The organism is Bradyrhizobium sp. SZCCHNS3002, assembly GCF_032377435.1.
Taxonomy (GTDB): Bacteria; Pseudomonadota; Alphaproteobacteria; order Rhizobiales; family Xanthobacteraceae; genus Bradyrhizobium.
Genome location: NZ_JAUHHY010000001.1, coordinates 232,199 through 252,511, shown reverse-complemented (window position 1 = coordinate 252,511; position 20,313 = coordinate 232,199). Strand labels below are relative to the sequence as shown.

Genomic DNA, 20,313 nt, shown 5'->3' with positions numbered 1-20,313 from the left:
CGTTTCCTCGGTCACTTTCATTGGTCCGCATCCGGCGCGGACAGGCCTATCTTTGCACCGCACTGGATTGTTGCAACAAAAAAGACCGTGTCGTGGCCGCCTCAATTCGCGCCGCAGCAGCGCTTGTATTTCTGGCCGGAACCACAGGGACAGGGGTCGTTGCGGCCGGTCTTGCCGAACGAGGCGAACGGATTGGGCTGCCGGGCAAAGTTGGTCGACGTGGGCACCGGCGGCCCGCTCTGCCGGTATTGATACAGCGTCAGCACCGCCTCGCGGATATCAGCCGGCGCCTCGCGGTCGAGCTTGGCGTTCTCGGCACGATCGTCGTCGAGCGCCAGCTCGATCGCCACCATCAGACGCAGCGCCGCCTCGCCCACCTCCCCGTCGACCTGCCGATAAGCCTTGAACCTCTCATGGCGAAGGTCCACGGCCGCCGCAAAACCGTCGATCCACAGCTCCCAGACGACGTCGCCGTTGAAGGCGTCGATTGGAAAACGCGGCTGGTACTGCTCCGGATGCTGCGCGAGCGTCAGCGCGATCTCCCGGTGATAGTCCATGACCAGCCCGAGCACCTCATTGGCATGGTCGATGCTGGAGAAGACGGAGCGATGCCCCTTGCCGAGCCCGAAGGCCGCCGCGAACCATTCGCCCGGCGGAATCGGCTCAGGCAGCACGAGCAGGCCGGCGATGAAGCCGTCGAGCTCCTCCAGCACCATGGCGCGATCATCCAGGGCCAGCAGCGCCCGTTCGAGCTTGTCGTGGCGACCGATCTGCTCCGGCATGCAGCCCCCTCTTCCTTCGCTCCCGTCACGTTCCGAGTCGCCCGACGGGCAAGCCGCGCACACGGCCGAGCCACGACGCGGCCGTTTTGACACCAAAACAGCCGTGCGCGCAAAACCTAAATTTCCGCACGGGATCAGCGGCATCACCCTTGTCCAGTCCTGCCGCGAAAAATATTCTTCTTTCGTTTTTACGGAATTTCTGTTTTCCTGCATGCGTCCCGTCCTCACGAGAGGGGCGCTTCGCGGTCGTCACGGGCGTGGAGGGCGGGATGCGATGGACGTCACGGGCCCGGTGCTGATGCGCAAGACGACGGGTCGCGGGACGGACGGCGAAATCGTGTGGTCCTGACCTCCCGACGCTGAGGTCAAATGGGTGTCGATGCCTTCAGGGCATCGCGCCGATGACGGTGGCCAGAAAGCCCGGTGCACCGAGGAGAGCGCGTATAAGTCGTAAACCGTCGCGCAGGGAAGGCCGGTTGTTCGGCCAATCCTGTGGTTCCTGCCGCCTGCATTTTTTTCGCAGGCGGGCCATGGGTGCGGCCTGCACCCGGCCTTCCCTGCGCCCTCTCACCTTGGGAGGGCGGAATGAATGTCAAAGCTCGGATGCCAGGGCATCGCGAGATCGGTGTCACATGGCCAGTCGCGGCGAGCAATCCAGAGTCGTCTGGAGCCCTCACTCCGCGAACACCGCCTGCACGAACCCGTCCGGATCATTGCAGAACTCGCGCATGGCCTTGAAATGATCGGTGTCCTGCACGCGGACGGGCTCCAATCCGTATTTGGTCAGCCGCAGCAGCGTCGCGCCCGGATAGGCCATCAGCACCGGCGAATGCGTCGCCATCAGCACCTGGCAATGGCTGGAGTCATCCATCCGCCGCATCAGCTTCAAAAACTCGATCTGCCGCGCCGGCGACAGCGCCGATTCCGGCTCGTCGAAGATGTAGATGCCCTGGCGCTGGCAGCGCTCGTCGAAGAAGCGCAGGAAGCCCTCGCCGTGGGAGTGGGACAGGAAGTCCGGCGGCGGCCCGCCGAGCGGATCGTCCAGTGCGGCCTGGTCGAGATAGCGCGCCACCGAAAAGAAGCTCTCGGCGCGGAAGAACCAGCCCTGCGTGATCTTCGGCTGCCAGCTCGCCCGCAGCGCGGCAGCGAGTGCGCCGCCCATGCGCTCCACCGCGCGGCCATGATCAACCGGCATGTAACCCTTGCCGCCGCCGGCCTCGTCATAGCCGGCGAGCGCTGCGATGCCTTCGAGCAGGGTCGACTTCCCGGTGCCGTTCTCGCCGACGATGATCGTAATCGCACTCGTGAAGCTGAGCTCGAACTCATCCTGCAGGAACGGCAGGCAGAACGGATAGGCGGCGCGATCGGAGATCTTGGCCGGATCGAGCCACAGCCGCTTCAGATAAGGGGCTGGCAGCCGGATCTCGCGTTGCTTCCTCGCCATGACGCCTTCACAACCTCGGTGACATCCCCGGCAATCTCGCACATCGCGGCCGCATCGGCCACCGCCGCACCACCGCTACGCCACGACCTCCAGCACCAGCTCCATGGTCATCAGCACCGGATTGTCGCCGCGGACGAGGCGGCCTTGCGCGAGTGCTCCGGTGTAGTCGACCAGCGCGACGTCAACAGTGGCTTCAAGGCTGTCGTCACCGGGCGCGATCGTGCCGGCGGTGATCGTCAGCTCCGTCGCGAACGGCTCGACGACGCCGCCGTCCTCGAAGCGCGCCCCGATGGTCGAGCCGACGCCGCCGCGAATGCGCCCTTTGCTGATCCGCTGCGCCCGGCAGAACGCCTCGAGGCAGCCGGCGAAATCCTGGTTCGGCCGCAGCCGCAACGCGAAGGCGCGGCGATCCGTCGTGGCGCCGCTTGGTGCGGCCGCCACCGGGCCGAACAGCTTGAAGCCGGTCTCGGGATCAGGCGCGGCCGTGAAGATCGCGCCATCGAGCCCGAAAGCCTCGACCTCGAACGGCTCGGCGACGATGGTCTCTTCCGGCAGGATGTGCCCTCCCCCGGCGCGGCCGCCCTGTTCCGTCCACAGCGCGTGGCAATGGAAGAATGGCGCGCCGTCGCGCACGCCAAGCGTCATCGTCGCGGTCGACAGGCGCGTCACACCGGCGGGCCGATAGGTCTCGCTGTAGAACGCGGCATGATCCGCCGTCTTCGACAGCGCCGGCATCACATAGGCGAACGGTCCGAGCGCCCCGCCTTTGATGTCGAGCACGCCACCGGCAAAGCCATTGGCCGCGAAGCCGCGGCGCGCGGCTTCCAGCAGCGGCAGGCCTTTTTCGAGCGCGAACGTGAAAGCGCGGCCGCGCGCCGCGACCCACTGGATGCGGTCGGCCACGGGCGCGCCGGGCTGGATGATGGATCGCATCACGCGTCAGTCCTGCCTGGTGAGATCGAGCAGGCCGCGCGCCTCGAGCTCGTCGCGCACCAGACGCTTCGGGATCTTGCCATAGCCCGATTTGGGCAACGCGTCCCAGAAGAAGAACCGCTTCGGCATCTTGTAGCGCGGCAGCTTGGTCGCGAGATAGCCGGCGATGGCGCTCTCGCTCGGCGCCGCGCCCTCGCGCGCGACGCAGACGGCGACGCCGACCTCGCCCCACACCGGATCGGGCACGCCAAGCACGGCGACCTCGCCGATATCCGGATGCGTCAGGATCTTTTCCTCGACCTCGCGCGGATAGATGTTGGAGCCGCCGGAGATGTACATGTCCGACGCGCGGCCGGTGATGTAGACGAAGCCGTGTTCGTCCATGTGGCCCAGATCGCCGGTGCGGAACCAGCCGTCGCGAAACGCCTTCGCGTTGGCCTCCGGATTGTCGTAGTAGCCCGCGAACACGGCCGGTCCGATGACGCAGATCTCGCCAGTCTCGCCGGGCTTGAGCTCACGCCCCTGATCGTCCTGGATCGAGACCTGCATGCCCGTGCGCTCATAGCCGCAGGTGCCGATCCGCGCCTCCGGTCCATCCTCTTCCTCATGCGCCGCGGCCGGCAACACCGTGATGTTGCCGGTGACCTCGCCGAGACCGAAATACTGCACGATCACCTTGCCGAGCCGCGCGAGCGCGCGCTTCTGGTCCTCGCGATACATCGGCGCGCCGGCATAGATGACATGCCGCAGCGAAGAATGATCGAACTGGTCGACCGCGGGATGCTCGACCATCATCTTGAGGATGGTCGGGACCGTGAACAGGTTGCTGACGCGATGCCTCTCGATCAGGCGGAAGGCTTCGGTGATGTCGAACTTCTCGCTCGGCAGCAGCACCGTCCGGGCGCCGCGCGCGCTCTGCATCAGCTGGTGCACGCCGGCGCCGTGCGACAGCGGCGCCACGACGAGAGACGCGTCGTGTTCTGTCGTGCCCGGCGTCAGATCCGCGAGATGATTGGTGATGACGAACGCCATCTGGCCATGGGTCAGCACCGCCGCCTTGGAGCGGCCCGTGGTGCCCGAGGTGAAGAAGAACCAGCAGGGATCGTCGTGCTCGACGGCCGCATTTGCGACCTCTGCGCCCGCATGCGCCTGCATGGCGTCGGCCACGGAGCGCGCGCCGAAGCTGCCGCCCTCGCCGATGCGCCACGTGAACTCCGTGGTCGTCACCGCCGCAGCATGCTCCGGAAAATCGCCATGGCAGAGAAATGCCTTGGCGCCCGAGGCGGTCGCGAGATAGGCGACCTCGTCCGGCATCAGTCGGAAATTGGTGGGCACCCAGACCGCGCCGAGCCGGAACGCGGCGAACATCGAGACGAACATCTCCTCGCAGTTCTTGGAGTGCACCAGAATGCGATCGCCCTTGGCGATCCCCCGCTCGGCCAGCGCCGCCGCGAGCGCCGAGACCATCGCGTCGATTTCGCGCCAGGTCCACGACCTCTCGCCCCAGACGAAGCCGACGCGATCGCCAAGCCGGCGGCCATTTTGCGTAACGATATGCGCGAGGTTCATCACCCGGCGGGACATGCGCAGGGGTGCCGGTGTCATCGACAACCTCTCGCGCCGCTGCAGCTGACGAACAGACCCATGGAAGCGTCCCCTCGATCGATCCTTCAGGCGATCTCAGCCGCCCGATACCTTTGGGCCTGTTTATCCCGGTCCTGCTCGCCCTCGCAAGGCCGGCCTCCCCATCGCACCCATGCGGTGGCGTGTTTCGAACGGATGCAGATGCCGCGCGACAAACCGTGGCCGGCCGCGCATTTCTTCATATCACCGCGCGCCGAATCTGATTTGAGGACAACCATGATCGATCGTCGCTTCCTGCTTCTCGGCCTCGCTGGCGTGCTCGCCGCTTCTCCGCTGCACGCGCAGGCGTCTTCTTCCAACGAGCCCGTCGGCATCATGACCGCGATCTATACCCGCGTCGCCAAGGGCAAGGGCGAGGATGGCGGCACCTTCATCATCGAGGACAAGGCGGCGCGCGCGAAATATCTGTCGAAGTCGCTGGCCGCCCAATGGGCGAGGATGGACGCCCGCACGCCCAAGGGCGAGGTCGGGGCGATCGATTTCGATCCCGTCACGAATTCGCAGGATCCCGATGTCGCCTCGTTCAAGGTGACGCCGGAAATGCAGGACGGCGACAAGGCAACCGTTGCTGTCAGTATTCGCGGCCACCGGACCGAGCGCAAGGAACAGGCCGACGACATCATCCGTTACGACCTCGTGCGCGAAGCGGGCCAATGGAAGATCGACGACATCCGGGGTGCGGTCGATGGCAAGCCATGGTCGATCCGCGCGATGCTGGCGGAGTTCCTCAAACTCACCGAGAAGCCCAAGCGAAAGTAGAGACGCATGACTGATGTCCGTGACAACAAGGCCGGGAGCCGCTTCGAGCTCGACATCGATGGCCACGTCGCGTTTGCCGATTACCGGGCCACGCCGCAGGGGGTGATCATCACCCACACCGAGACCCCGCTACCGCTGCGCGGCCGCGGCATCGGTTCGCAGCTCGTGAAAGGCGCCCTCGCGCTGATCCGCGCCGACGGCCGCAAGGTCATCGCGGGCTGCAGCTTCGTCGCCGACTACCTCCGTGACCATCCGGAGAATCGGGATCTCATGGCCTGATGGGCCGTGGAATTACCGGACGAGACGATTGGACGGTGCGCTTTAACGCAATGGCTACCTGGATGGATCAGCAATCCCCCGCCGAACAAGCAACCAGACCCATGGGGAGAGGCACATGTTCATCACAGCCATTTTCGACGTTCTCAAGCGCTACGTTCACTACCGCACCCAGCTCGCCTATCTCGACCAGCTCGACGAGCGCACGCTGCGCGACATCGGCTTCGAGCGCGACCAGCTGCACGCGGAGGCCTGGGAACGCGCCGGCTTCGTACACGTCTGAGGCGCTGGCGCAGCCTCGCGCTCGACGCGATCCAAGACGACAAAGGCCCGCACGATGGCGGGCCTTTCGCTTTCTTGTTCTTGCCGTGAGCGGCGCAAGCTCAGTGCTTGATCTCCGGCGGCAGCTTGCCGCCATTGGCGGCGAGCTTGCTCATCACCTGCTTGTGCAGCCACACGTTCATGCTGGCGGAGTCGTTGGTGTCGCCGCTATAGCCGAGCTCCTTGGCGAGCTCCTTGCGCGCAGCGAGGCTCGAATCGATGTCGAGCGCCTTCATCAGGTCGACGATCGAGGTTCGCCACTCCAGCTTCTCGTGCTTGGCAGCCGCGGCCTTGTCGACGATGGCCGCCACATCGACATTTTGCGGCGCAGCGGCCGGGGCCGCCGTCGGGGACGCAGCAGCGCCGCCTGCCGGCGCGGTACCACCCGCGGCCGGCGCACTGCCGCCGGCCGGTGCAGCCTCGGCATGATGGCCGAAAATTGCGCCCATGATCTTTCCGAAAACGCTCATCAATGGCTCCCAATGGATAGTGATCGAACAAGAACTCGGCCGGCGATGTTCCGTTGCGAAGAGGCCCGTCAAAACCCCTCCGCCACCACCGTTGCCTGCCAAACGCGAACACGGCGACGAATGTGAAGCTTACCCAAGGCGGAATGACGGCGGAATGACTTTATTGGACAATGCTCAGCTTCTGCATGGACGTACCGTTTTAAATGCACTGCGACATTCACAGCCCTCACCGAGGCGTGAGTAGGCGCAGCCTGTTTTGGCACTATCCTGATGACTTCCGTTCGCGAATGGCCGCCCCGAGGTTCGTCGCGTCTGGCCGTCCGCGAATTTGTTCCAACGAGAAGCGCAGCCCGCCTGCGTGGTTGGGAAGCGCCCTACGCAAGTTGAGGGAGCACACGACGATGGCCACCTACCACAGCAATGCTGCCTCCCACGTTCGGGCGGCAGACGAGGTCGCGGCTGAGCTGACGATTCGTACGATCGACATGTCGAGCCTGATGCGCGCGCTCCGGCTCGGCTGGGATGACTTCAAGGCGGTGCCGAGTCACGCCGTGATGCTATGTGCGATCTATCCCGTTCTCGGCCTGGTGCTGGCACGCGCAGCGTTCGGCTATGCGGTGGTGCCGCTGTTGTTTCCGCTGGCGGCGGGCTTCGCCCTGCTCGGCCCGTTCGCCGCGCTCGGTCTCTATGAGCTCAGCAGCCGCCGTGACCGCGGCGAGGACACCAGTGCCTGGGACGCCCTGGAGGTGCTGCGGTCGCCCTCGTTCGGCTCGATGCTCGGACTGGGCACGCTGCTCCTCGCGCTGTTCGTCACCTGGGTCGCGACGGCGCAGGCGATCTACGTCGCAGTGTTCGGCTATGGCGGCGCGACCGGTGTGAGCGATTTCCTGCAGCGGGTCTTCACCACACCGCAAGGCTGGTGGCTGATCGCGGTCGGCTGTGGCGCAGGCTTCCTGTTCGCGCTGCTGGCGCTGTGCCTCAGCATCGTGTCCTTCCCATTGATGCTCGACCGTCACGCCGGCGCGCTCGAAGCGGTGGTCACCTCGCTGCGCGTGGCGGCCAAGAATCCAGTTCCGGTTGCGGCCTGGGGCCTCATCGTCGCAGTGCTCCTGGTGGCCGGCACGATCCCGTTCTTCCTCGGCCTCGCCGTCGTGATCCCGGTGCTCGGCCACGCCACCTGGCATCTCTACCGTGAGGCCATCGCGATCCATCCCGACGCCGCCCGGATCGTGCCGCCGGCCCCCCGCAGCTCCAAGCCCGCGGCGGATTTCCCGGCGAACCTGTTCCCATGGCGCTCGCGTGACCAGATGTGAGGACGCCGCGATGAATCTTCACTGCCGCCGGCCTCCAGGCCGGCGGTCGCGTCGAGTGGCCGCAGAGTGTGGCGGCGCTCACGAAATCCGACGCCAATGTGATCGAAAGGCCTTGCTGCTGCCGCGGTTACGCCCGACATGGAGCACGCCCAGCAACGCCTTTTGAATCCATTGCCGTCCAGGTGTTTCGATGATTGCTCGCGTTCTCGCCGTTTCCGCTCTTGCCTGTCTCGCTGCCCTCACCCCCCTGTCAGCGCCAGCGCATGCCGCGGTACCCTGCGGCAACGGCAATTTCGACGGCTGGCTCGCCGAGTTCAAGACCGAAGCGGCGGCCAAAGGCATCTCGCAGAACACGATCAATGCGGCGCTGACGGGCGTGACGCCCGACCAGAGCGTGCTGAACCGCGACCGCGGTCAGAAGGTGTTCAGCCAGACCTTCGAGGAGTTCTCCGGGCGCATGGTGCCGCCGCGCCTGACCCGCGGCTCCAACATGCTGAAGCAATACGGCTCGGTGCTGTCGCGGATCGAGCAGAGCTACGGCGTGCCCGGCGAGGTGCTGGTCGCGATCTGGGGTCTCGAGACCGATTTCGGCGTCAACGTCGGCAAGTTCCCGACCATCCGCGCGCTCGCGACGCTGGCCCATGACTGCCGCCGCGCCGAGCAGTTCCGCGGCGAGCTGCTGGATGCGCTGCGCATCGTCGACCGCGGCGACCTTCAACCGGCCGAGATGCACGGCGCCTGGGCCGGCGAGATCGGGCAGACCCAATTCATGCCGTCGTCCTGGATCAAATATGCCGTGGATTTCGACGGCAATGGCCGGCGCGACCTGATCCGCAGCGCGCCCGACGTTCTCGCCTCCACCGCGAACTATTTGAAGGGCTATGGCTGGCAGAAGGGCAAGGACTGGGAGCCCGGCGGCCCGAATTTTGCGGTCATCCAGCAGTGGAACAAGAGCGAGGTCTATGCGCGGACGATCGCGACGTTCGCGACCCAGCTGGCGCGGGCGCCGTAGGAGGGAGAGTGAGGCCGATCGCGGCATCGCGACCGGCCGTTCGTTCGATGATGCTGTGATACGCCCGCTACTTGCTCATCCCGGCCTGCATCGCCCTGGTCAGGTGCATGCTGCAGGCACCCATCTTGCCGCTCAGAAGCGCGTCCTGCGCCGCCGCGATCTCTTTTTGCGCCGTGTATCGGGCGTCGCCGTCGGCCATGGCCTCGATCGCCGTCTCGGTCTTTTCCAGGTTGGCCCCGCTGCAGCCGGCGCCATGCATCCGCGCGGCCTGAGCCGGATCGAACGCCACGATTGCCGCAGTGATGAGCGCGGCCCCAAACAGTTTGTTCATTGTTCTTCCTCGCTGGTGCGGCGGCATCGGCATCATTGCCGGATACCGCGACACTTTGTCGCACCTTCCGCGAGATGGCACGAAATGAAATCGCCGCGAGCGATCCGTGATGGCGAGCCTTCCATTCGACAGGTAAAGCCAAAATAATGAATTTATATTCATTCTATCAACCCATGCATTTCGCGAGGTACGGACCGGGCGGGCACCTCCAAAACTTGTCCAGCATCGGAGTTGGCATTACGCGATCCGGCAATCCGAACGAGCGATTGAAAAACCGCATGAATACGTGGTTTTTTGCAATTCGCTTAGCGGCTGGGCGCCCTGCCCGATTCTTACCCAAGCGTTACTCAAGCTATGCGCCGAGGGGTTAGCTGCATCGCAACATTCACGCTTCCGCATCGCAACATTCCCTTCTATGTTCATTTCAACGATGAAGTTCCAACGAAGAACTGAATCGCGAACTAAAGGAGATTTCTCATGTTGCTCTCGCTCATCCGCATGGTTCAGGCGTTCCGTGAGTATCAGCGCAACGTTGCCGAGCTGTCGCAGCTCAGCGATCGCGAACTCGCCGACATCGGTCTCGATCGCTCGGACATCCCGCGCGTTGCCGCCGGTCACTACAACGGCTGATCAGCACTCTTCCGATATCTACCGGACATCGCCCGCCTCGCTGCGGGCGTTGCCGTTTTCGGGCGGTTCGCACACGGCGACACACGCGCCCGCTTTCTCGCGCCGAGCCTCACTGGCGCATTTGCAGCGCTCGGGAAAAGCGCTACCTGTCCCGCGCATGACAGGCTCCAAATCACCTTCGAAGACCGTCCACATTGTCGGTGCCGGCCTCGCCGGCTCGGAAGCCGCCTGGCAGCTCGCCGAGGCTGGAGTCGACGTCGTGCTGCACGAGATGCGGCCGGACCGCATGACCGAGGCGCACCGGACCGCGACGCCGGCCGAGCTCGTGTGCTCCAACTCGTTCCGCTCCGACGACGCGGCCAATAACGCGGTCGGCCTCCTGCATGCCGAGATGCGTCGGCTTGGCTCGCTGATCATGCGGGCCGCCGACGCCAACCAGGTCCCGGCCGGCGGTGCCTTGGCCGTCGACCGTGACGGGTTCTCGGCTGCCGTCGCAAGCGCGCTGGAAGGCCATCCGCGCATCGAGCTGCGCCGCGGCGAGATCACCGGCCTGCCGCCGGCGGACTGGGAGAAGGTGATCATCGCCACCGGTCCGCTCACCTCGCAGCCGCTGGCAGAGGCCGTCCGTGACCTGACCGACGAGACGGCGCTCGCCTTCTTCGACGCCATCGCGCCGATCGTGCACAAGGACACGATCGACATGTCCAAGGCTTGGTTCCAGTCGCGCTACGACAAGGTCGGTCCGGGCGGCACTGGCGCCGACTACATCAACTGTCCGATGACGAAGGAGCAGTACGACGCCTTCGTCGCGGCGCTGCTCGCCGGCGAGAAGACCGACTTCAAGGAGTGGGAGACCAACACGCCCTATTTCGACGGCTGCCTGCCGGTCGAAGTGATGGCCGAGCGCGGTCACGAGACGTTGCGCCATGGTCCGATGAAGCCGGTCGGCCTGACCAATCCGCACAATCCGACCGTCAAACCCTACGCGATCGTGCAACTGCGCCAGGACAACAAGCTCGGCACGCTCTACAACATGGTCGGGTTCCAGACGAAACTGAAATACGGCCCGCAGCAGCAGATCTTCCGCACGATCCCCGGTCTCGAGAACGCCGAATTCGCGCGGCTCGGCGGGCTGCATCGCAACACCTTCCTCAACTCGCCGAAGCTGCTCGATGCGCAGCTCCGTCTGCGCGCGCAACCTCGGCTTCGCTTTGCCGGCCAGATGACGGGATGCGAGGGCTATGTGGAGTCGGCGAGCATCGGCCTGATCGCAGGCCTCTACGCCGCCGCCGAGGTGCGCGGCGCCGATCTGCTGCCGCCACCGCCAACCACCGCGCTCGGCGCCCTGCTCGGCCATATCACCGGCGGCCACATCGAGACGATCGACGGCGCGACGCGCTCGTTCCAGCCCATGAACATCAATTTCGGCCTGTTCCCGCCGCTGGCGGCGGCCCCCACCCGCAAGCCGGACGGCACGCGGCTGAAGGGCAACGAGAAGACGGTGGCGAAGAAGCAGGCGATGAGCGCCCGCGCGCTGGCTGATCTCGACCGCTGGATCGCCGAGCACCTGCGCGTCGCGGCCGCTGCGTGAGAGCCCCATGAGTTTGCCGAAGACTGATTCCGCCGTGCTGGCGGCACGTTGGAGCGAAGGCGTGCTGCTCAAGCGCGACGTGTTCTCGACCGTCGAGCGCGGCCGCTTCCAGAGCGAGGCCGGCGAAGTCGATGCGGTGCTGCGCCGGCTCGACGAGGTGCCGTGGTGGTCGTTCGTGCTGGCGCGGCATTTGTTCACGCGCGAGCGCAAGGCGCTGACGCGCGCCAGGGGGCTCAACGCCGGCCCCGATCTGCTGTGGGCGGGGGATCGCGCGCTGGTCCGCGGCTTCATCAATGGCGTGGCGCTGCATCTGGCCAAGCCGCACGGCAACGTCGCCTATTTCCGTTCGGCCAAGCGGATGATGCGCCGGCTGCATCGCGCCGGAATCACGCACAACGATCTCGCCAAGGAGCAGAACTGGCTGGTCGGTCACGACGGCCATAGCTACGTGACGGACTTTCAGCTGGCCGCCTGCTTCGACAGCCGCAGCCGCCTGTTCCGGATCGCGGCCTATGAGGATTTGCGTCACCTGCTCAAGCACAAGCGGAGTTACGCGCCCGAGGCGCTGACGCCGAAGGAGCGCAAGATCCTGGCACGCAAATCGCTGTTCGCGCGCATCTGGCTGATGACCGGCAAGAAGGTGTATCGCGCGATCACGCGCGGCATCTTCAATTTCACCGACCGCGAGGGGGGTGGACGGCGCCTCGTCAACGATGCGCCGGTGCTGATGGATATGATCCGGAAGAACCCGGCCGTGCGCGATGCCGCGATCGTCGCCTTCGCCGACCGCCGAACCGGCGTCGGGCTGTATGCGTTCGTCGAGGGGGAGCAGCCTACGCTTGAAACCCAGTTGCAGAACGAGCTTGCTTCAGCCAAGGGCCCGAAGCCGCCGGAGCACATCCAGGTCGTGCATGCCCTGCCGCGCGACGCCAGCGGCAGGCCACGCACCGAGCTGTTGCAGCTGGTCGCGATGAACCAGATCGACCTGATCGAGCCGATGCTCACGAGCGACAGTGATCGCGCCTTCCTCAAGGACATCCTGGACTCGCGCAAGAACCTGCGCGACCGGTTCAATTTCGAGGCCGACCTGAAGCTGCCTTCGGCCTGAGCGGACGAGACTTCGCGGCCCGGCCATTGTATCCTGTGGTTGCAATGTCGTTTGGGAGGATTTGGCAATGAACGTCGAGACCCGCGCGGCGACAATCTCTCGGTCGTCGAGCATCGAGATCATCCCGACTGGCCGGCAACTCGGGGCGGAGATTCGACATGTCGATCTCAGGCATCTCGACGATGCGGCCTTCGGCGCCCTGCTCCGCGCCTTTCACACGCACTCCGTTTTGCTGGTGCGCGGCCAGGATCTGACGGACCAGGACCTGATCGCCTTCAGCCGCCGCTTCGGTGATCTCGACTGGGCGCCGGTGCAGGAGAACGGGCGCCGCTTCGTCGACGGTCTGCCCGAAATCTATATCGTCTCGAACGTGAAGGTGAATGGCGAGGCGATCGGCAGTCTCGGCGCGGGAGAAGCGGTGTGGCATACGGACATGTCGTATCTCGACACGCCGCCGATCGCGAGCGCGCTCTACGCGCTGGAAATTCCGCCCGCCGGCGGCAACACCTCGTTCTGCAGCATGTATGCCGTGTACGACGGGCTTCCGCTCGAACTGAAGCGCCGTGTCGCGGATCTGAAGATCAAGCACGACGGCACCTACAACAGCGGCGGCTTCGTACGTCAGGGCGTGACGCCGACCGATGATCCGCGCACCTCGCCGGGCGCGATCCATCCGCTGGTCTGCACGCATCCCGATTCCGGTCGGCAGATGCTTTATCTCGGCCGCCGGCGCAACGCCTATCTGGTCGGGCTCGAACTGGCGGAATCGGAGGCACTGCTCGACGAATTGTGGGCGTATGTAGCCCGTCCGGAATTCGCCTGGGAGCATGTCTGGAAGGTCGGCGATCTCGTCATCTGGGACAATCGCTGCACCATGCATCGGCGCGATCCGTTCGATGATCATGCGCGGCGAATCATGCATCGGACCCAGATCAAGGGAACGAATCGCCCGCACTGATTCGCTTGCGCGCGACATCCGCACGATCAAGCGCCAGATTGCCTGCGAATGAGTTGCAGGTTGCTGGATATTTCCTCGTGCGTCGCCTTGAAGCGTCCAATTTCCGACTCAGAGCGGCAGAGTGTGCCGACAATCGGCAGATCGTGCCGCGATCCTTCCGCGAATTGCCTCCGAGCCGAAACACCCGCGACAAATTACGATGGTTGATTTGCAGGCGCTGGTGAAACTTGGGAGATGACGCAAGTGAGTCTCAGAAGCAACGTTGCTCGAAGCGCCGAAAGCAGCCTCATCCAGGTCATCCCGACGGGAAAGACGCTCGGTGCCGAGGTCTGCAATGTCGATCTCGGATCCTTCGATGATTGGGCGTTCGCCTCGTTCATGCGCGCGCTGCTCAAGCACCAGGTCCTGCTCGTGCGCGGCCAGCGTCTTGGTGAACGTGACATCGCGGCTTTCAGCCGCCGCTTCGGTCACGCGGATCTATTTTACACCTCTCCCGGCGGCTTGCTGGGCGACAGACTGTCATTCTGCAGCCTCTACGCCGCTTATGACGCGCTCTCGCCGGCGCTGCGCAGCCGCGTCGCTCATCTGAAGGTTCGTCATCTCGCGACCGACACCGCCGATGATGGCCGTCGCACCGTCATCGCAGGCCCGGTGCACCCGCTGGTCGGCAATCATATCGATACCGGCCGCTCGATGCTCGCGCTGGGGCAGCGCCGCCATTCCTACGTCGTCGGCCTCGAGCAGGACGAATCGGACGCGCTGCTCGACGATCTCTGGCAGCTTGCCGAACGGCCCGAGTTCAGTTGGACCCACACCTGCCGGCCCGGTGATCTCGTCGTCTGGGACACCCGCTGCACGATCCACCGGCACGAGTCGCCGGACATGCCGAGACTCCTGCACAGCCCGCCACTATGGAACACGATGCCCTCGGCTTGAGCCGGCGACGGCGTCAGCGCGCGCGAAAACTCGCCGTCCCCGCGGCCCGCCACAGCGTCCACAGCGTCGCGAGGCGCGAGCGGGGGCGCTGCTGAAACGGATCGTCGCGGGGCTCGGCCCGCGCGAGGTCGCGCCGGACCAGCGCGAGCGGCAGCAGAACCGGCCGCACGGACGGCGGCGCCTGGCGCGCCAGCTCGAGGGTGTGATCGAGATGCTGCCGGGCCTGCCCGCGCAGCTCCATGATCACCTCCTGGATCGCCGGTGACGCCTTGCCGGAGAACATCTCCTCCTGGCCGACGCCATGCCGCGCGAGAAGATCGAGCGGAACGTAGAGCTGCCGGTGGGCGGCATCGCGCGGCAGCGACGCGATCACCTGGAGCAACCCTTGCGCGATGCCGGCATGGTGCGCGAGATGATCGGCGTCCGCAAACGGCGGCGCAATGATCTGCGCGGCCAGCGCGAACAGCGCGCCGCGCGTGTCGCCGAGATAGCCGTCCAGCGCCGCCATCGTCGGCATCGGATCGTTATAGAGATCGAACTGGTGCTCATCGACCAGGCGCGTCAGCCGCTCGACCGGAAGCGCGAAGCGCTGCACGGTGAGCAGCAATTCGGCCGCAACGGGATTTCCCTCGGCGCCGCCATGTTCGTGACCCGTCAGCGTGTCGTGCCACCACTGCAGCCGGACTTCGCCCGGCAGCGGCTGCGACACCAGATCTCGTATGCGGCTGACTTCGACGTTGAATGCGTACAGCGACAACAGCGCACGCCGGGGCTCGGGCGGCATGAACAGCGTCGAGGCGTAGCGGTCGAAATCGTGCTCGCGGACAAGGCCTGCACAGAACGCGGCGTCGCTGTTGGCGCTCGTCTCGCTCATGGGACGGCGATGAGCGCTGCCGCAACCCGGCGCCGCTCGCCGATCATGACGTTGTAGGTGCGAATCGCGGGGCCGGTCTGCATCGCATCGAGCACGACGTTCACGCCGCGCAGGGCCGCGCGCAGCGGTGCGGGCGGGATCCAGACTTCGTTTCCGGTGCCGATGATGAGCGTGTCGATTCTGTTCGCCGCGTCGAAAACGCGCTGCAGCGAATATCGGTCGATCTGGCCGGGCTGAGTGACATCCCAGGCCCAGATCGAGTCGGGCAGGCACAACAGCGAGCCGCGGTGCGACATGCCGGCAAAGGCAAAGCCGCCTTTGCCATAGCCGTCGATCGGCGCCGATCGCGGGAAGTGCGGAGTGTCGTTCGGAGTGGTCATGCCCGAGACCAGCTTGCTGCCTCCGGATCTGATCCGAAGGCAAGCTTCCTTCGAATCACGGCATCTTCTTCTTCGCCGCCGGCTTCTCCTCCTGCGCTTCGGCTCGGACCGAATGCACGCCAAGATAGATGAGGATCGGCGACGCGATGAAGATCGAGGTGTAGGTGCCGACCAGCACGACTCCGAACATCATCACCGCGGTGAAGCTGTGGATCGCCGGGCCGCCGAACAAGAGCAGCGCCAGCAGCGCCAGGGTCACCGTGACGTGCGTGATGATCGAGCGCGACAAGGTCGAGTTGATCGATTCGTTGAGCAGCTGCGGCATCGGCATCTTCTTGTAGCGCCGCAGCATCTCGCGGATACGGTCGTAGATGACGACGGTGTCGTTCAGCGAGTAGCCGAGAATGGTCAGCAGCGCCGCGATGCTGGTGAGGTCGAAATCGACCTGGCTGATCGACATGAATCCGATCGTCAGCACGATGTCGTGGACGTTGGCGATCATGGCGCCGAGCGCGAACTGCCACTCGAAGCGGAACCACAGATAGATCAGGATCGAGACGATCGCGAGCATCAGGCCGAGCAGTCCGACGGCGAGGAACTCGCCAGAGACGCGCGGACCCACGACCTCGACGCGGCGATATTCGACGGAATCACCGATCGCCGCCTTCACCTTGTTGGCGGCCTCCTGCTGCGCGGCATCACCGCCAGGCTGCTCGGCGATACGGATCAGAACCGATGCATCGGTATCAGCACCGAACTGCTGCAGCTGCACTTCGCCGAGGCCGAGCGTCGACAGCTTCGCACGCATCCCGGCGATGTCGGCGGTGCCCGACTTGGCCCGCACCTCGAGCAAGGTGCCACCGCGGAAGTCGATGCCGAGGTTCAGGCCGTGGGTGAAGAACAGCACGATCGCCAGGATCGACAGTGCCGCCGAGATCGGGAAGCTGATGCGGCGGAACTGCGTGAAATCGAAATGCGTGTCGTCGGGCACGATGCGCAGCGACGGTAGCAGGCCGAGCGCGCTGACCACCGTCAGCACCACGATCAGGATGCCAAGCCCGATGAGAACCCAGTGTGTCACAGTAGCTCCTAGATTGGCACGCTTTGCGGCCGCTTCCACCGCACCCACCCCGCCACGATCAGGCGGGTGAGCGTGAAGGCGGTGAAGACCGTGGTGAGGATGCCGATGCCCAGCGTCACGGCGAAGCCGCGCACCGGGCCGGTGCCGATGTAGAACAGCACGGCGGCGGCGATGAAGGTGGTGATGTTGGAGTCGAGAATGGTCGCCAGCGCGCGCTTGAAGCCGGCGTCGATCGCCGAGATCGCGTTGCGGCCGCCACGCAGCTCCTCGCGGATGCGCTCATAGATCAGCACGTTGGAGTCCACGGCGATGCCGACCGTCAGCACGATGCCGGCGATGCCCGGCAAGGTCAACGTGGCGTTGAGCAGCGACAGCACACCGAAGATCATGGCGACGTTCACGACCACCGCGATGTTGGCGAACACGCCGAACAGCCGGTAGGTCACCAGCATGAACACGATGACCAGGATCGAGCCGACATAGGAGGCGAGCTCGCCCTTGGCGATCGAATCGGCGCCGAGACCCGGACCGACGGTGCGCTCCTCGATGACCGTGAGCGGCGCCGGCAGCGCACCGGCGCGCAGCAGGATCGCGAGCTCGTTGGCCGACTGCACGGTGAAATTGCCCGAGATCTGGCCCGAGCCGCCGGTGATCGGCTCGCGGATGACCGGCGCCGAAATCACCTTGTTGTCGAGGACGATGGCGAACGGCTGCCCGACATTCTCGGTCGTGGCCTGCGCAAACTTGCGCGAGCCGGCCGAGTTGAAGCGGAAGGTGACGATCGGCTCGTTGGTGCGCTGGTCAAAGCCGGTCTGCGCATCGGACAGATCACCGCCGGAGACCAGCACCTGCTTCTTGACGACATAGGGCTGGTTGGGCGGCGATGCGCTCTGCAGCACCTCGGAATCCGCCGGCACCCGCCCCTGCATCGCCTGATCCGCCGGCACCGAGGTGTCGACCATGCGGAATTCCATCTTGGCCGTGCGCCCGAGCAGGTTCTTGAGCTGCGTCGGATCCTGCAAGCCCGGCACCTGCACCAGGATGCGGTCGTTGCCCTGGCGCTGGATCACCGGCTCGACGGTGCCGAGCTCGTTGACGCGGCGCTCGACGATCTGCATCGACTGCTCGATGGTCTGGCGGATGCGTTCCGTGATGGCCGCCGGCGGGATCGTCAGCCGGACCAGTCCGCCGCCGGCATCGCTGACCTCGAGGCTGCGCTGGCCGCTGGAACCGAGCAGCCCACCGAGCGGCTGCGAGAGATCACGCAGCTTGGAGATCGCAGTTCCCGTGTCGCCTTCCTTGGTGATCCGGACCTCGACCCCATCACCCCGGCTCACCAATCCGGTGTAGCCGATCTTGGCATCGCGCAGCGTGCGGCGAACGTCGTCGCGCACGGCATCGAGCCGCTCCTTCTTGATGTAGTTGGAGTCGACCTCGAGCAGCAGATAGGAGCCACCCTGCAGGTCGAGGCCGAGCACCAGCCGGCGCTGCGCCCAGGCCGGCCAGGTCTTGACCGTCGCCTCGGAGAAGAAGTTGGGCACCGCGCACAGGCACACGACGAGCGCCGTGAGAATGATGCCCAGCGCCTTCCACCGCGTGAAATACAACATGGAGCTTGTCCGTAAGGGCCGTAGCCGGCCCGAAAAATCAGAACATCACTAAAGAGCGAAGGCCGGAGTTGATCTGGCCGGGCCGCAATCAGCTCGCGGCCTTTTCGTCCTTCTTGTCGTCCTTTGCGTCTGCCTTCGCGGGCTCGCCCTTGGTGCGGACGCCCGTGATCATCTGGCGCATCTGCCGCACGCGGATGCCGTCGGCGATCTCGAACTCGACCTGGTCGTCGTCGACGACCTTGGTCACCTTGCCGACCAGGCCGCCCTGGGTCACGATGGTGTCGCCGCGGCGGACGTTCTTGACCAGGTCGGCATGCTCTTTGACCTTCTTCTGCTGCGGCCGAAGGATCAGGAAATACATGATCACGAAGATCAGCGCGAACGGCAGCAGCGACATCAGCATGCTGTTGGTGTCGCCAGCGCCGGCGGCCTGGGCATAGGCAGGGGTGATCAGCATGTGGTCGATCCTCGTGGGCAGCGCCCGGTGAGACGGGAATAGCCGGCGAACCACGCATGTCTCGGCGCGGGCCGGCCTCTTGCGAATTTCGCGCGGAATATAGCGGCAGCGGTCCCAATAGCAAGGCGCCCCGCCCCTTCATTTCGCCCCGCTTGCGGCAGCCGGCGAGGCCCGATATGGCTGCCCCATCAGGAACTTGCAGCATGTCGAAAAAACCAGCCAAAGCCCCGTCCCGTAGCCCCGCCAAAAACGCCCTCGGACCGCTCGCCAAAGGCACCCGGCCTGCAGCGCAAAAGCCACCAGAGATCGCGGCAAAACGTCCTGCCCGCCCCGCCTCCGACGATACGGCTGACCGGATTGCCCGTGCGCTGGAAGCCATTGCCACGCATCTGGCGGCAACCCATGCGGGTGCCACGCCCGCGCTGGACCTCAACGCGGCCGACGCCTTCGTCTGGCATCCGAACGGCCGGCTCTCGACGGTGCCGCGCGTCAGCCGTGTCGAGATCGACCTGCTCAAGGGCATCGACCGGATGCGCGACATCCTGATCGAGAACACCGAGCGCTTTGCCAACGGCCTGCCGGCCAACAACGCCTTGTTGTGGGGCGCGCGCGGCATGGGCAAATCATCGCTGGTGAAGGCCGCCCATGCCAGCATCAACGTCACGCGCAAGCCGGCCGACCGGCTGAAGCTGATCGAGATTCACCGCGAGGACATCGAGAGCCTGCCGGCGCTGATGGACATCCTTCGTGCCGCGCCGTTCCACTTCATCGTGTTCTGCGACGACCTGTCGTTCGACGGCAATGATGCGTCCTACAAATCGCTGAAGGCCGTGCTCGAAGGCGGCATCGAGGGACGGCCCGAGAACGTCATTCTCTACGCCACCTCGAACCGACGCCATCTGTTGGCCCGCGATATGATCGAGAACGAGCGCTCCACCGCGATCAATCCGGGCGAAGCGGTCGAGGAGAAGGTCTCGCTGTCCGACCGTTTCGGCCTGTGGCTCGGCTTCCACCGCTGCAGCCAGGACGAATATCTCGCGATGGTCAAAGGCTATTGCAGCCATTTCGACATCGCAGTGGCCGAGGATCAGTTGGAGCGCGAGGCGCTGGAATGGGCCACGACGCGCGGCTCGCGCTCGGGCCGCGTCGCCTGGCAGTTCACGCAGGATCTGGCGGGCCGCCTCGGCGTGCGGCTGAGCGCGAAGTAATCCGACCTTCCGCGCCCCATCGCAGGCGATGACAGTCGCCTGCGTGGCACGCAACCAGTCTCAGCCTCCGTCATTGCGAGCGCAGCGAAGCAATCCAGAGTCCCGCACACCACCCTGGATTGCTTCGCTGCGCTCGCAACGACGCCTTTGGCTGATATCCCGCCTCAAACGACAAGGGCTCGCCCAGAGGCGAGC

22 protein-coding genes are annotated in these 20,313 nt (G+C 65.3%); 11 read left to right on the top strand and 11 right to left on the bottom strand.

Annotation, left to right across the window (positions count from 1 at the left end; translation table 11 throughout):
* Positions 1-101: 101 nt before the first annotated feature.
* The 4 genes from QW845_RS01185 to QW845_RS01170 form a co-directional block, all read right to left on the bottom strand.
* A complete protein-coding gene (locus QW845_RS01185) occupies positions 102-995 on the bottom strand; it encodes a UPF0149 family protein (protein ID WP_315799844.1) in 894 nt (297 codons plus the stop codon).
* 460 nt (positions 996-1,455) lie between these two features.
* Positions 1,456-2,226 carry an AAA family ATPase gene (locus QW845_RS01180; RefSeq protein WP_315799843.1) on the bottom strand — a complete coding sequence of 257 codons (771 nt, stop codon included), beginning with the start codon at positions 2,224-2,226 and terminating at the stop codon, positions 1,456-1,458.
* 75 nt (positions 2,227-2,301) lie between these two features.
* The gene (locus QW845_RS01175; protein WP_315799842.1) at positions 2,302-3,159 is read right to left on the bottom strand and encodes a PCC domain-containing protein; all 858 of its coding nucleotides are present in this window, start codon (positions 3,157-3,159) and stop codon (positions 2,302-2,304) included.
* A gap of 6 nt (positions 3,160-3,165) precedes the next feature.
* Positions 3,166-4,764: an acyl-CoA synthetase gene (locus QW845_RS01170; RefSeq protein ID WP_315799841.1), complete on the bottom strand. Its 1,599-nt coding sequence runs from the start codon at positions 4,762-4,764 to the stop codon at positions 3,166-3,168.
* Positions 4,765-5,019: 255 nt separating this feature from the next.
* Between QW845_RS01170 and QW845_RS01165 the strand changes: the two genes are divergently transcribed.
* The 3 genes from QW845_RS01165 to QW845_RS01155 all read left to right on the top strand — a co-directional run bounded on the left by QW845_RS01165 (position 5,020) and on the right by QW845_RS01155 (position 6,121).
* On the top strand, positions 5,020-5,562 hold the full coding sequence (locus QW845_RS01165; RefSeq protein ID WP_315800418.1) for a DUF3828 domain-containing protein: 543 nt from the start codon (positions 5,020-5,022) through the stop codon (positions 5,560-5,562).
* Positions 5,563-5,568: 6 nt separating this feature from the next.
* Entirely contained in the window at positions 5,569-5,841 is a 273-nt protein-coding gene (locus QW845_RS01160) for a GNAT family N-acetyltransferase (protein WP_315799840.1), read from the top strand.
* A gap of 115 nt (positions 5,842-5,956) precedes the next feature.
* The gene (locus QW845_RS01155; RefSeq protein ID WP_315799839.1) at positions 5,957-6,121 is read left to right on the top strand and encodes a DUF1127 domain-containing protein; all 165 of its coding nucleotides are present in this window, start codon (positions 5,957-5,959) and stop codon (positions 6,119-6,121) included.
* A 100-nt stretch (positions 6,122-6,221) separates the two neighbouring features.
* On the opposite strand, the gene QW845_RS01150 is transcribed toward QW845_RS01155, so the two are convergent.
* Positions 6,222-6,629: a DUF3597 domain-containing protein gene (locus tag QW845_RS01150; RefSeq protein ID WP_315799838.1), complete on the bottom strand. Its 408-nt coding sequence runs from the start codon at positions 6,627-6,629 to the stop codon at positions 6,222-6,224.
* Between the two features lie 401 nt (positions 6,630-7,030).
* Between QW845_RS01150 and QW845_RS01145 the strand changes: the two genes are divergently transcribed.
* Positions 7,031-7,942 (top strand): DUF2189 domain-containing protein, encoded by a 912-nt coding sequence (locus QW845_RS01145; RefSeq protein ID WP_315799837.1) that lies wholly within the window; start codon positions 7,031-7,033, stop codon positions 7,940-7,942.
* Positions 7,943-8,132: 190 nt separating this feature from the next.
* Positions 8,133-8,954, top strand: coding sequence for a lytic murein transglycosylase (locus tag QW845_RS01140; RefSeq protein WP_315799836.1), 822 nt, complete (start codon positions 8,133-8,135; stop codon positions 8,952-8,954).
* Between the two features lie 67 nt (positions 8,955-9,021).
* Here QW845_RS01140 and QW845_RS01135 read toward each other — a convergent pair whose 3' ends face one another.
* Entirely contained in the window at positions 9,022-9,285 is a 264-nt protein-coding gene (locus tag QW845_RS01135) for a hypothetical protein (RefSeq protein ID WP_315799835.1), read from the bottom strand.
* A 477-nt stretch (positions 9,286-9,762) separates the two neighbouring features.
* On the opposite strand from QW845_RS01135, the gene QW845_RS01130 reads away from it, so the two are divergent.
* The 5 genes from QW845_RS01130 to QW845_RS01110 all read left to right on the top strand — a co-directional run bounded on the left by QW845_RS01130 (position 9,763) and on the right by QW845_RS01110 (position 14,508).
* Positions 9,763-9,915, top strand: coding sequence for a DUF1127 domain-containing protein (locus tag QW845_RS01130; protein WP_006614327.1), 153 nt, complete (start codon positions 9,763-9,765; stop codon positions 9,913-9,915).
* Between the two features lie 157 nt (positions 9,916-10,072).
* Positions 10,073-11,506, top strand: coding sequence for a methylenetetrahydrofolate--tRNA-(uracil(54)-C(5))-methyltransferase (FADH(2)-oxidizing) TrmFO (gene trmFO / locus QW845_RS01125; RefSeq protein ID WP_315799834.1), 1,434 nt, complete (start codon positions 10,073-10,075; stop codon positions 11,504-11,506).
* Between the two features lie 7 nt (positions 11,507-11,513).
* The gene (locus tag QW845_RS01120; protein WP_315799833.1) at positions 11,514-12,614 is read left to right on the top strand and encodes a serine/threonine protein kinase; all 1,101 of its coding nucleotides are present in this window, start codon (positions 11,514-11,516) and stop codon (positions 12,612-12,614) included.
* Positions 12,615-12,681: 67 nt separating this feature from the next.
* Positions 12,682-13,572, top strand: a complete 891-nt coding sequence (locus tag QW845_RS01115) for a TauD/TfdA family dioxygenase (protein WP_315799832.1) — start codon at positions 12,682-12,684, stop codon at positions 13,570-13,572.
* 243 nt (positions 13,573-13,815) lie between these two features.
* On the top strand, positions 13,816-14,508 hold the full coding sequence (locus QW845_RS01110) for a TauD/TfdA family dioxygenase (RefSeq protein ID WP_315799831.1): 693 nt from the start codon (positions 13,816-13,818) through the stop codon (positions 14,506-14,508).
* 13 nt (positions 14,509-14,521) lie between these two features.
* On the opposite strand, the gene QW845_RS01105 is transcribed toward QW845_RS01110, so the two are convergent.
* From QW845_RS01105 to yajC, 5 genes are all read right to left on the bottom strand, one after another.
* A complete protein-coding gene (locus QW845_RS01105; RefSeq protein WP_315799830.1) occupies positions 14,522-15,382 on the bottom strand; it encodes a phytoene/squalene synthase family protein in 861 nt (286 codons plus the stop codon).
* On the bottom strand, positions 15,379-15,762 hold the full coding sequence (locus tag QW845_RS01100; RefSeq protein WP_315799829.1) for an Mth938-like domain-containing protein: 384 nt from the start codon (positions 15,760-15,762) through the stop codon (positions 15,379-15,381). Before QW845_RS01100 ends, QW845_RS01105 begins: the two co-directional genes overlap by 4 nt.
* A 55-nt stretch (positions 15,763-15,817) precedes the next feature.
* Positions 15,818-16,843, bottom strand: coding sequence for a protein translocase subunit SecF (gene secF, locus QW845_RS01095; protein ID WP_315799828.1), 1,026 nt, complete (start codon positions 16,841-16,843; stop codon positions 15,818-15,820).
* Positions 16,844-16,851: 8 nt separating this feature from the next.
* Positions 16,852-18,453, bottom strand: a complete 1,602-nt coding sequence (gene secD, locus QW845_RS01090) for a protein translocase subunit SecD (RefSeq protein ID WP_315799827.1) — start codon at positions 18,451-18,453, stop codon at positions 16,852-16,854.
* An 88-nt stretch (positions 18,454-18,541) separates the two neighbouring features.
* A complete protein-coding gene (gene yajC / locus QW845_RS01085) occupies positions 18,542-18,910 on the bottom strand; it encodes a preprotein translocase subunit YajC (RefSeq protein ID WP_172108587.1) in 369 nt (122 codons plus the stop codon).
* Positions 18,911-19,113: 203 nt separating this feature from the next.
* Between yajC and QW845_RS01080 the strand changes: the two genes are divergently transcribed.
* Positions 19,114-20,118 (top strand): ATP-binding protein, encoded by a 1,005-nt coding sequence (locus tag QW845_RS01080; protein WP_315799826.1) that lies wholly within the window; start codon positions 19,114-19,116, stop codon positions 20,116-20,118.
* Positions 20,119-20,313: the final 195 nt, after the last annotated feature.

What these genes read in the sequence shown, in the direction of transcription:
- QW845_RS01185 (WP_315799844.1), bottom strand. Translation starts at nt 995, where the DNA reads ATGCAGGAAAACAGAAATTCCGTAAAAACGAAAGAAGAATATTTTTCG.
- QW845_RS01180 (WP_315799843.1), bottom strand. Translation starts at nt 2,226, where the DNA reads ATGGCGAGGAAGCAACGCGAGATCCGGCTGCCAGCCCCTTATCTGAAG.
- QW845_RS01175 (WP_315799842.1), bottom strand. Translation starts at nt 3,159, where the DNA reads ATGCGATCCATCATCCAGCCCGGCGCGCCCGTGGCCGACCGCATCCAG.
- QW845_RS01170 (WP_315799841.1), bottom strand. Translation starts at nt 4,764, where the DNA reads ATGACACCGGCACCCCTGCGCATGTCCCGCCGGGTGATGAACCTCGCG.
- QW845_RS01165 (WP_315800418.1), top strand. Translation starts at nt 5,020, where the DNA reads ATGATCGATCGTCGCTTCCTGCTTCTCGGCCTCGCTGGCGTGCTCGCC.
- QW845_RS01160 (WP_315799840.1), top strand. Translation starts at nt 5,569, where the DNA reads ATGACTGATGTCCGTGACAACAAGGCCGGGAGCCGCTTCGAGCTCGAC.
- QW845_RS01155 (WP_315799839.1), top strand. Translation starts at nt 5,957, where the DNA reads ATGTTCATCACAGCCATTTTCGACGTTCTCAAGCGCTACGTTCACTAC.
- QW845_RS01150 (WP_315799838.1), bottom strand. Translation starts at nt 6,629, where the DNA reads ATGAGCGTTTTCGGAAAGATCATGGGCGCAATTTTCGGCCATCATGCC.
- QW845_RS01145 (WP_315799837.1), top strand. Translation starts at nt 7,031, where the DNA reads ATGGCCACCTACCACAGCAATGCTGCCTCCCACGTTCGGGCGGCAGAC.
- QW845_RS01140 (WP_315799836.1), top strand. Translation starts at nt 8,133, where the DNA reads ATGATTGCTCGCGTTCTCGCCGTTTCCGCTCTTGCCTGTCTCGCTGCC.
- QW845_RS01135 (WP_315799835.1), bottom strand. Translation starts at nt 9,285, where the DNA reads ATGAACAAACTGTTTGGGGCCGCGCTCATCACTGCGGCAATCGTGGCG.
- QW845_RS01130 (WP_006614327.1), top strand. Translation starts at nt 9,763, where the DNA reads ATGTTGCTCTCGCTCATCCGCATGGTTCAGGCGTTCCGTGAGTATCAG.
- trmFO (WP_315799834.1), top strand. Translation starts at nt 10,073, where the DNA reads ATGACAGGCTCCAAATCACCTTCGAAGACCGTCCACATTGTCGGTGCC.
- QW845_RS01120 (WP_315799833.1), top strand. Translation starts at nt 11,514, where the DNA reads ATGAGTTTGCCGAAGACTGATTCCGCCGTGCTGGCGGCACGTTGGAGC.
- QW845_RS01115 (WP_315799832.1), top strand. Translation starts at nt 12,682, where the DNA reads ATGAACGTCGAGACCCGCGCGGCGACAATCTCTCGGTCGTCGAGCATC.
- QW845_RS01105 (WP_315799830.1), bottom strand. Translation starts at nt 15,382, where the DNA reads ATGAGCGAGACGAGCGCCAACAGCGACGCCGCGTTCTGTGCAGGCCTT.
- QW845_RS01100 (WP_315799829.1), bottom strand. Translation starts at nt 15,762, where the DNA reads ATGACCACTCCGAACGACACTCCGCACTTCCCGCGATCGGCGCCGATC.
- secD (WP_315799827.1), bottom strand. Translation starts at nt 18,453, where the DNA reads ATGTTGTATTTCACGCGGTGGAAGGCGCTGGGCATCATTCTCACGGCG.
- yajC (WP_172108587.1), bottom strand. Translation starts at nt 18,910, where the DNA reads ATGCTGATCACCCCTGCCTATGCCCAGGCCGCCGGCGCTGGCGACACC.
- QW845_RS01080 (WP_315799826.1), top strand. Translation starts at nt 19,114, where the DNA reads ATGTCGAAAAAACCAGCCAAAGCCCCGTCCCGTAGCCCCGCCAAAAAC.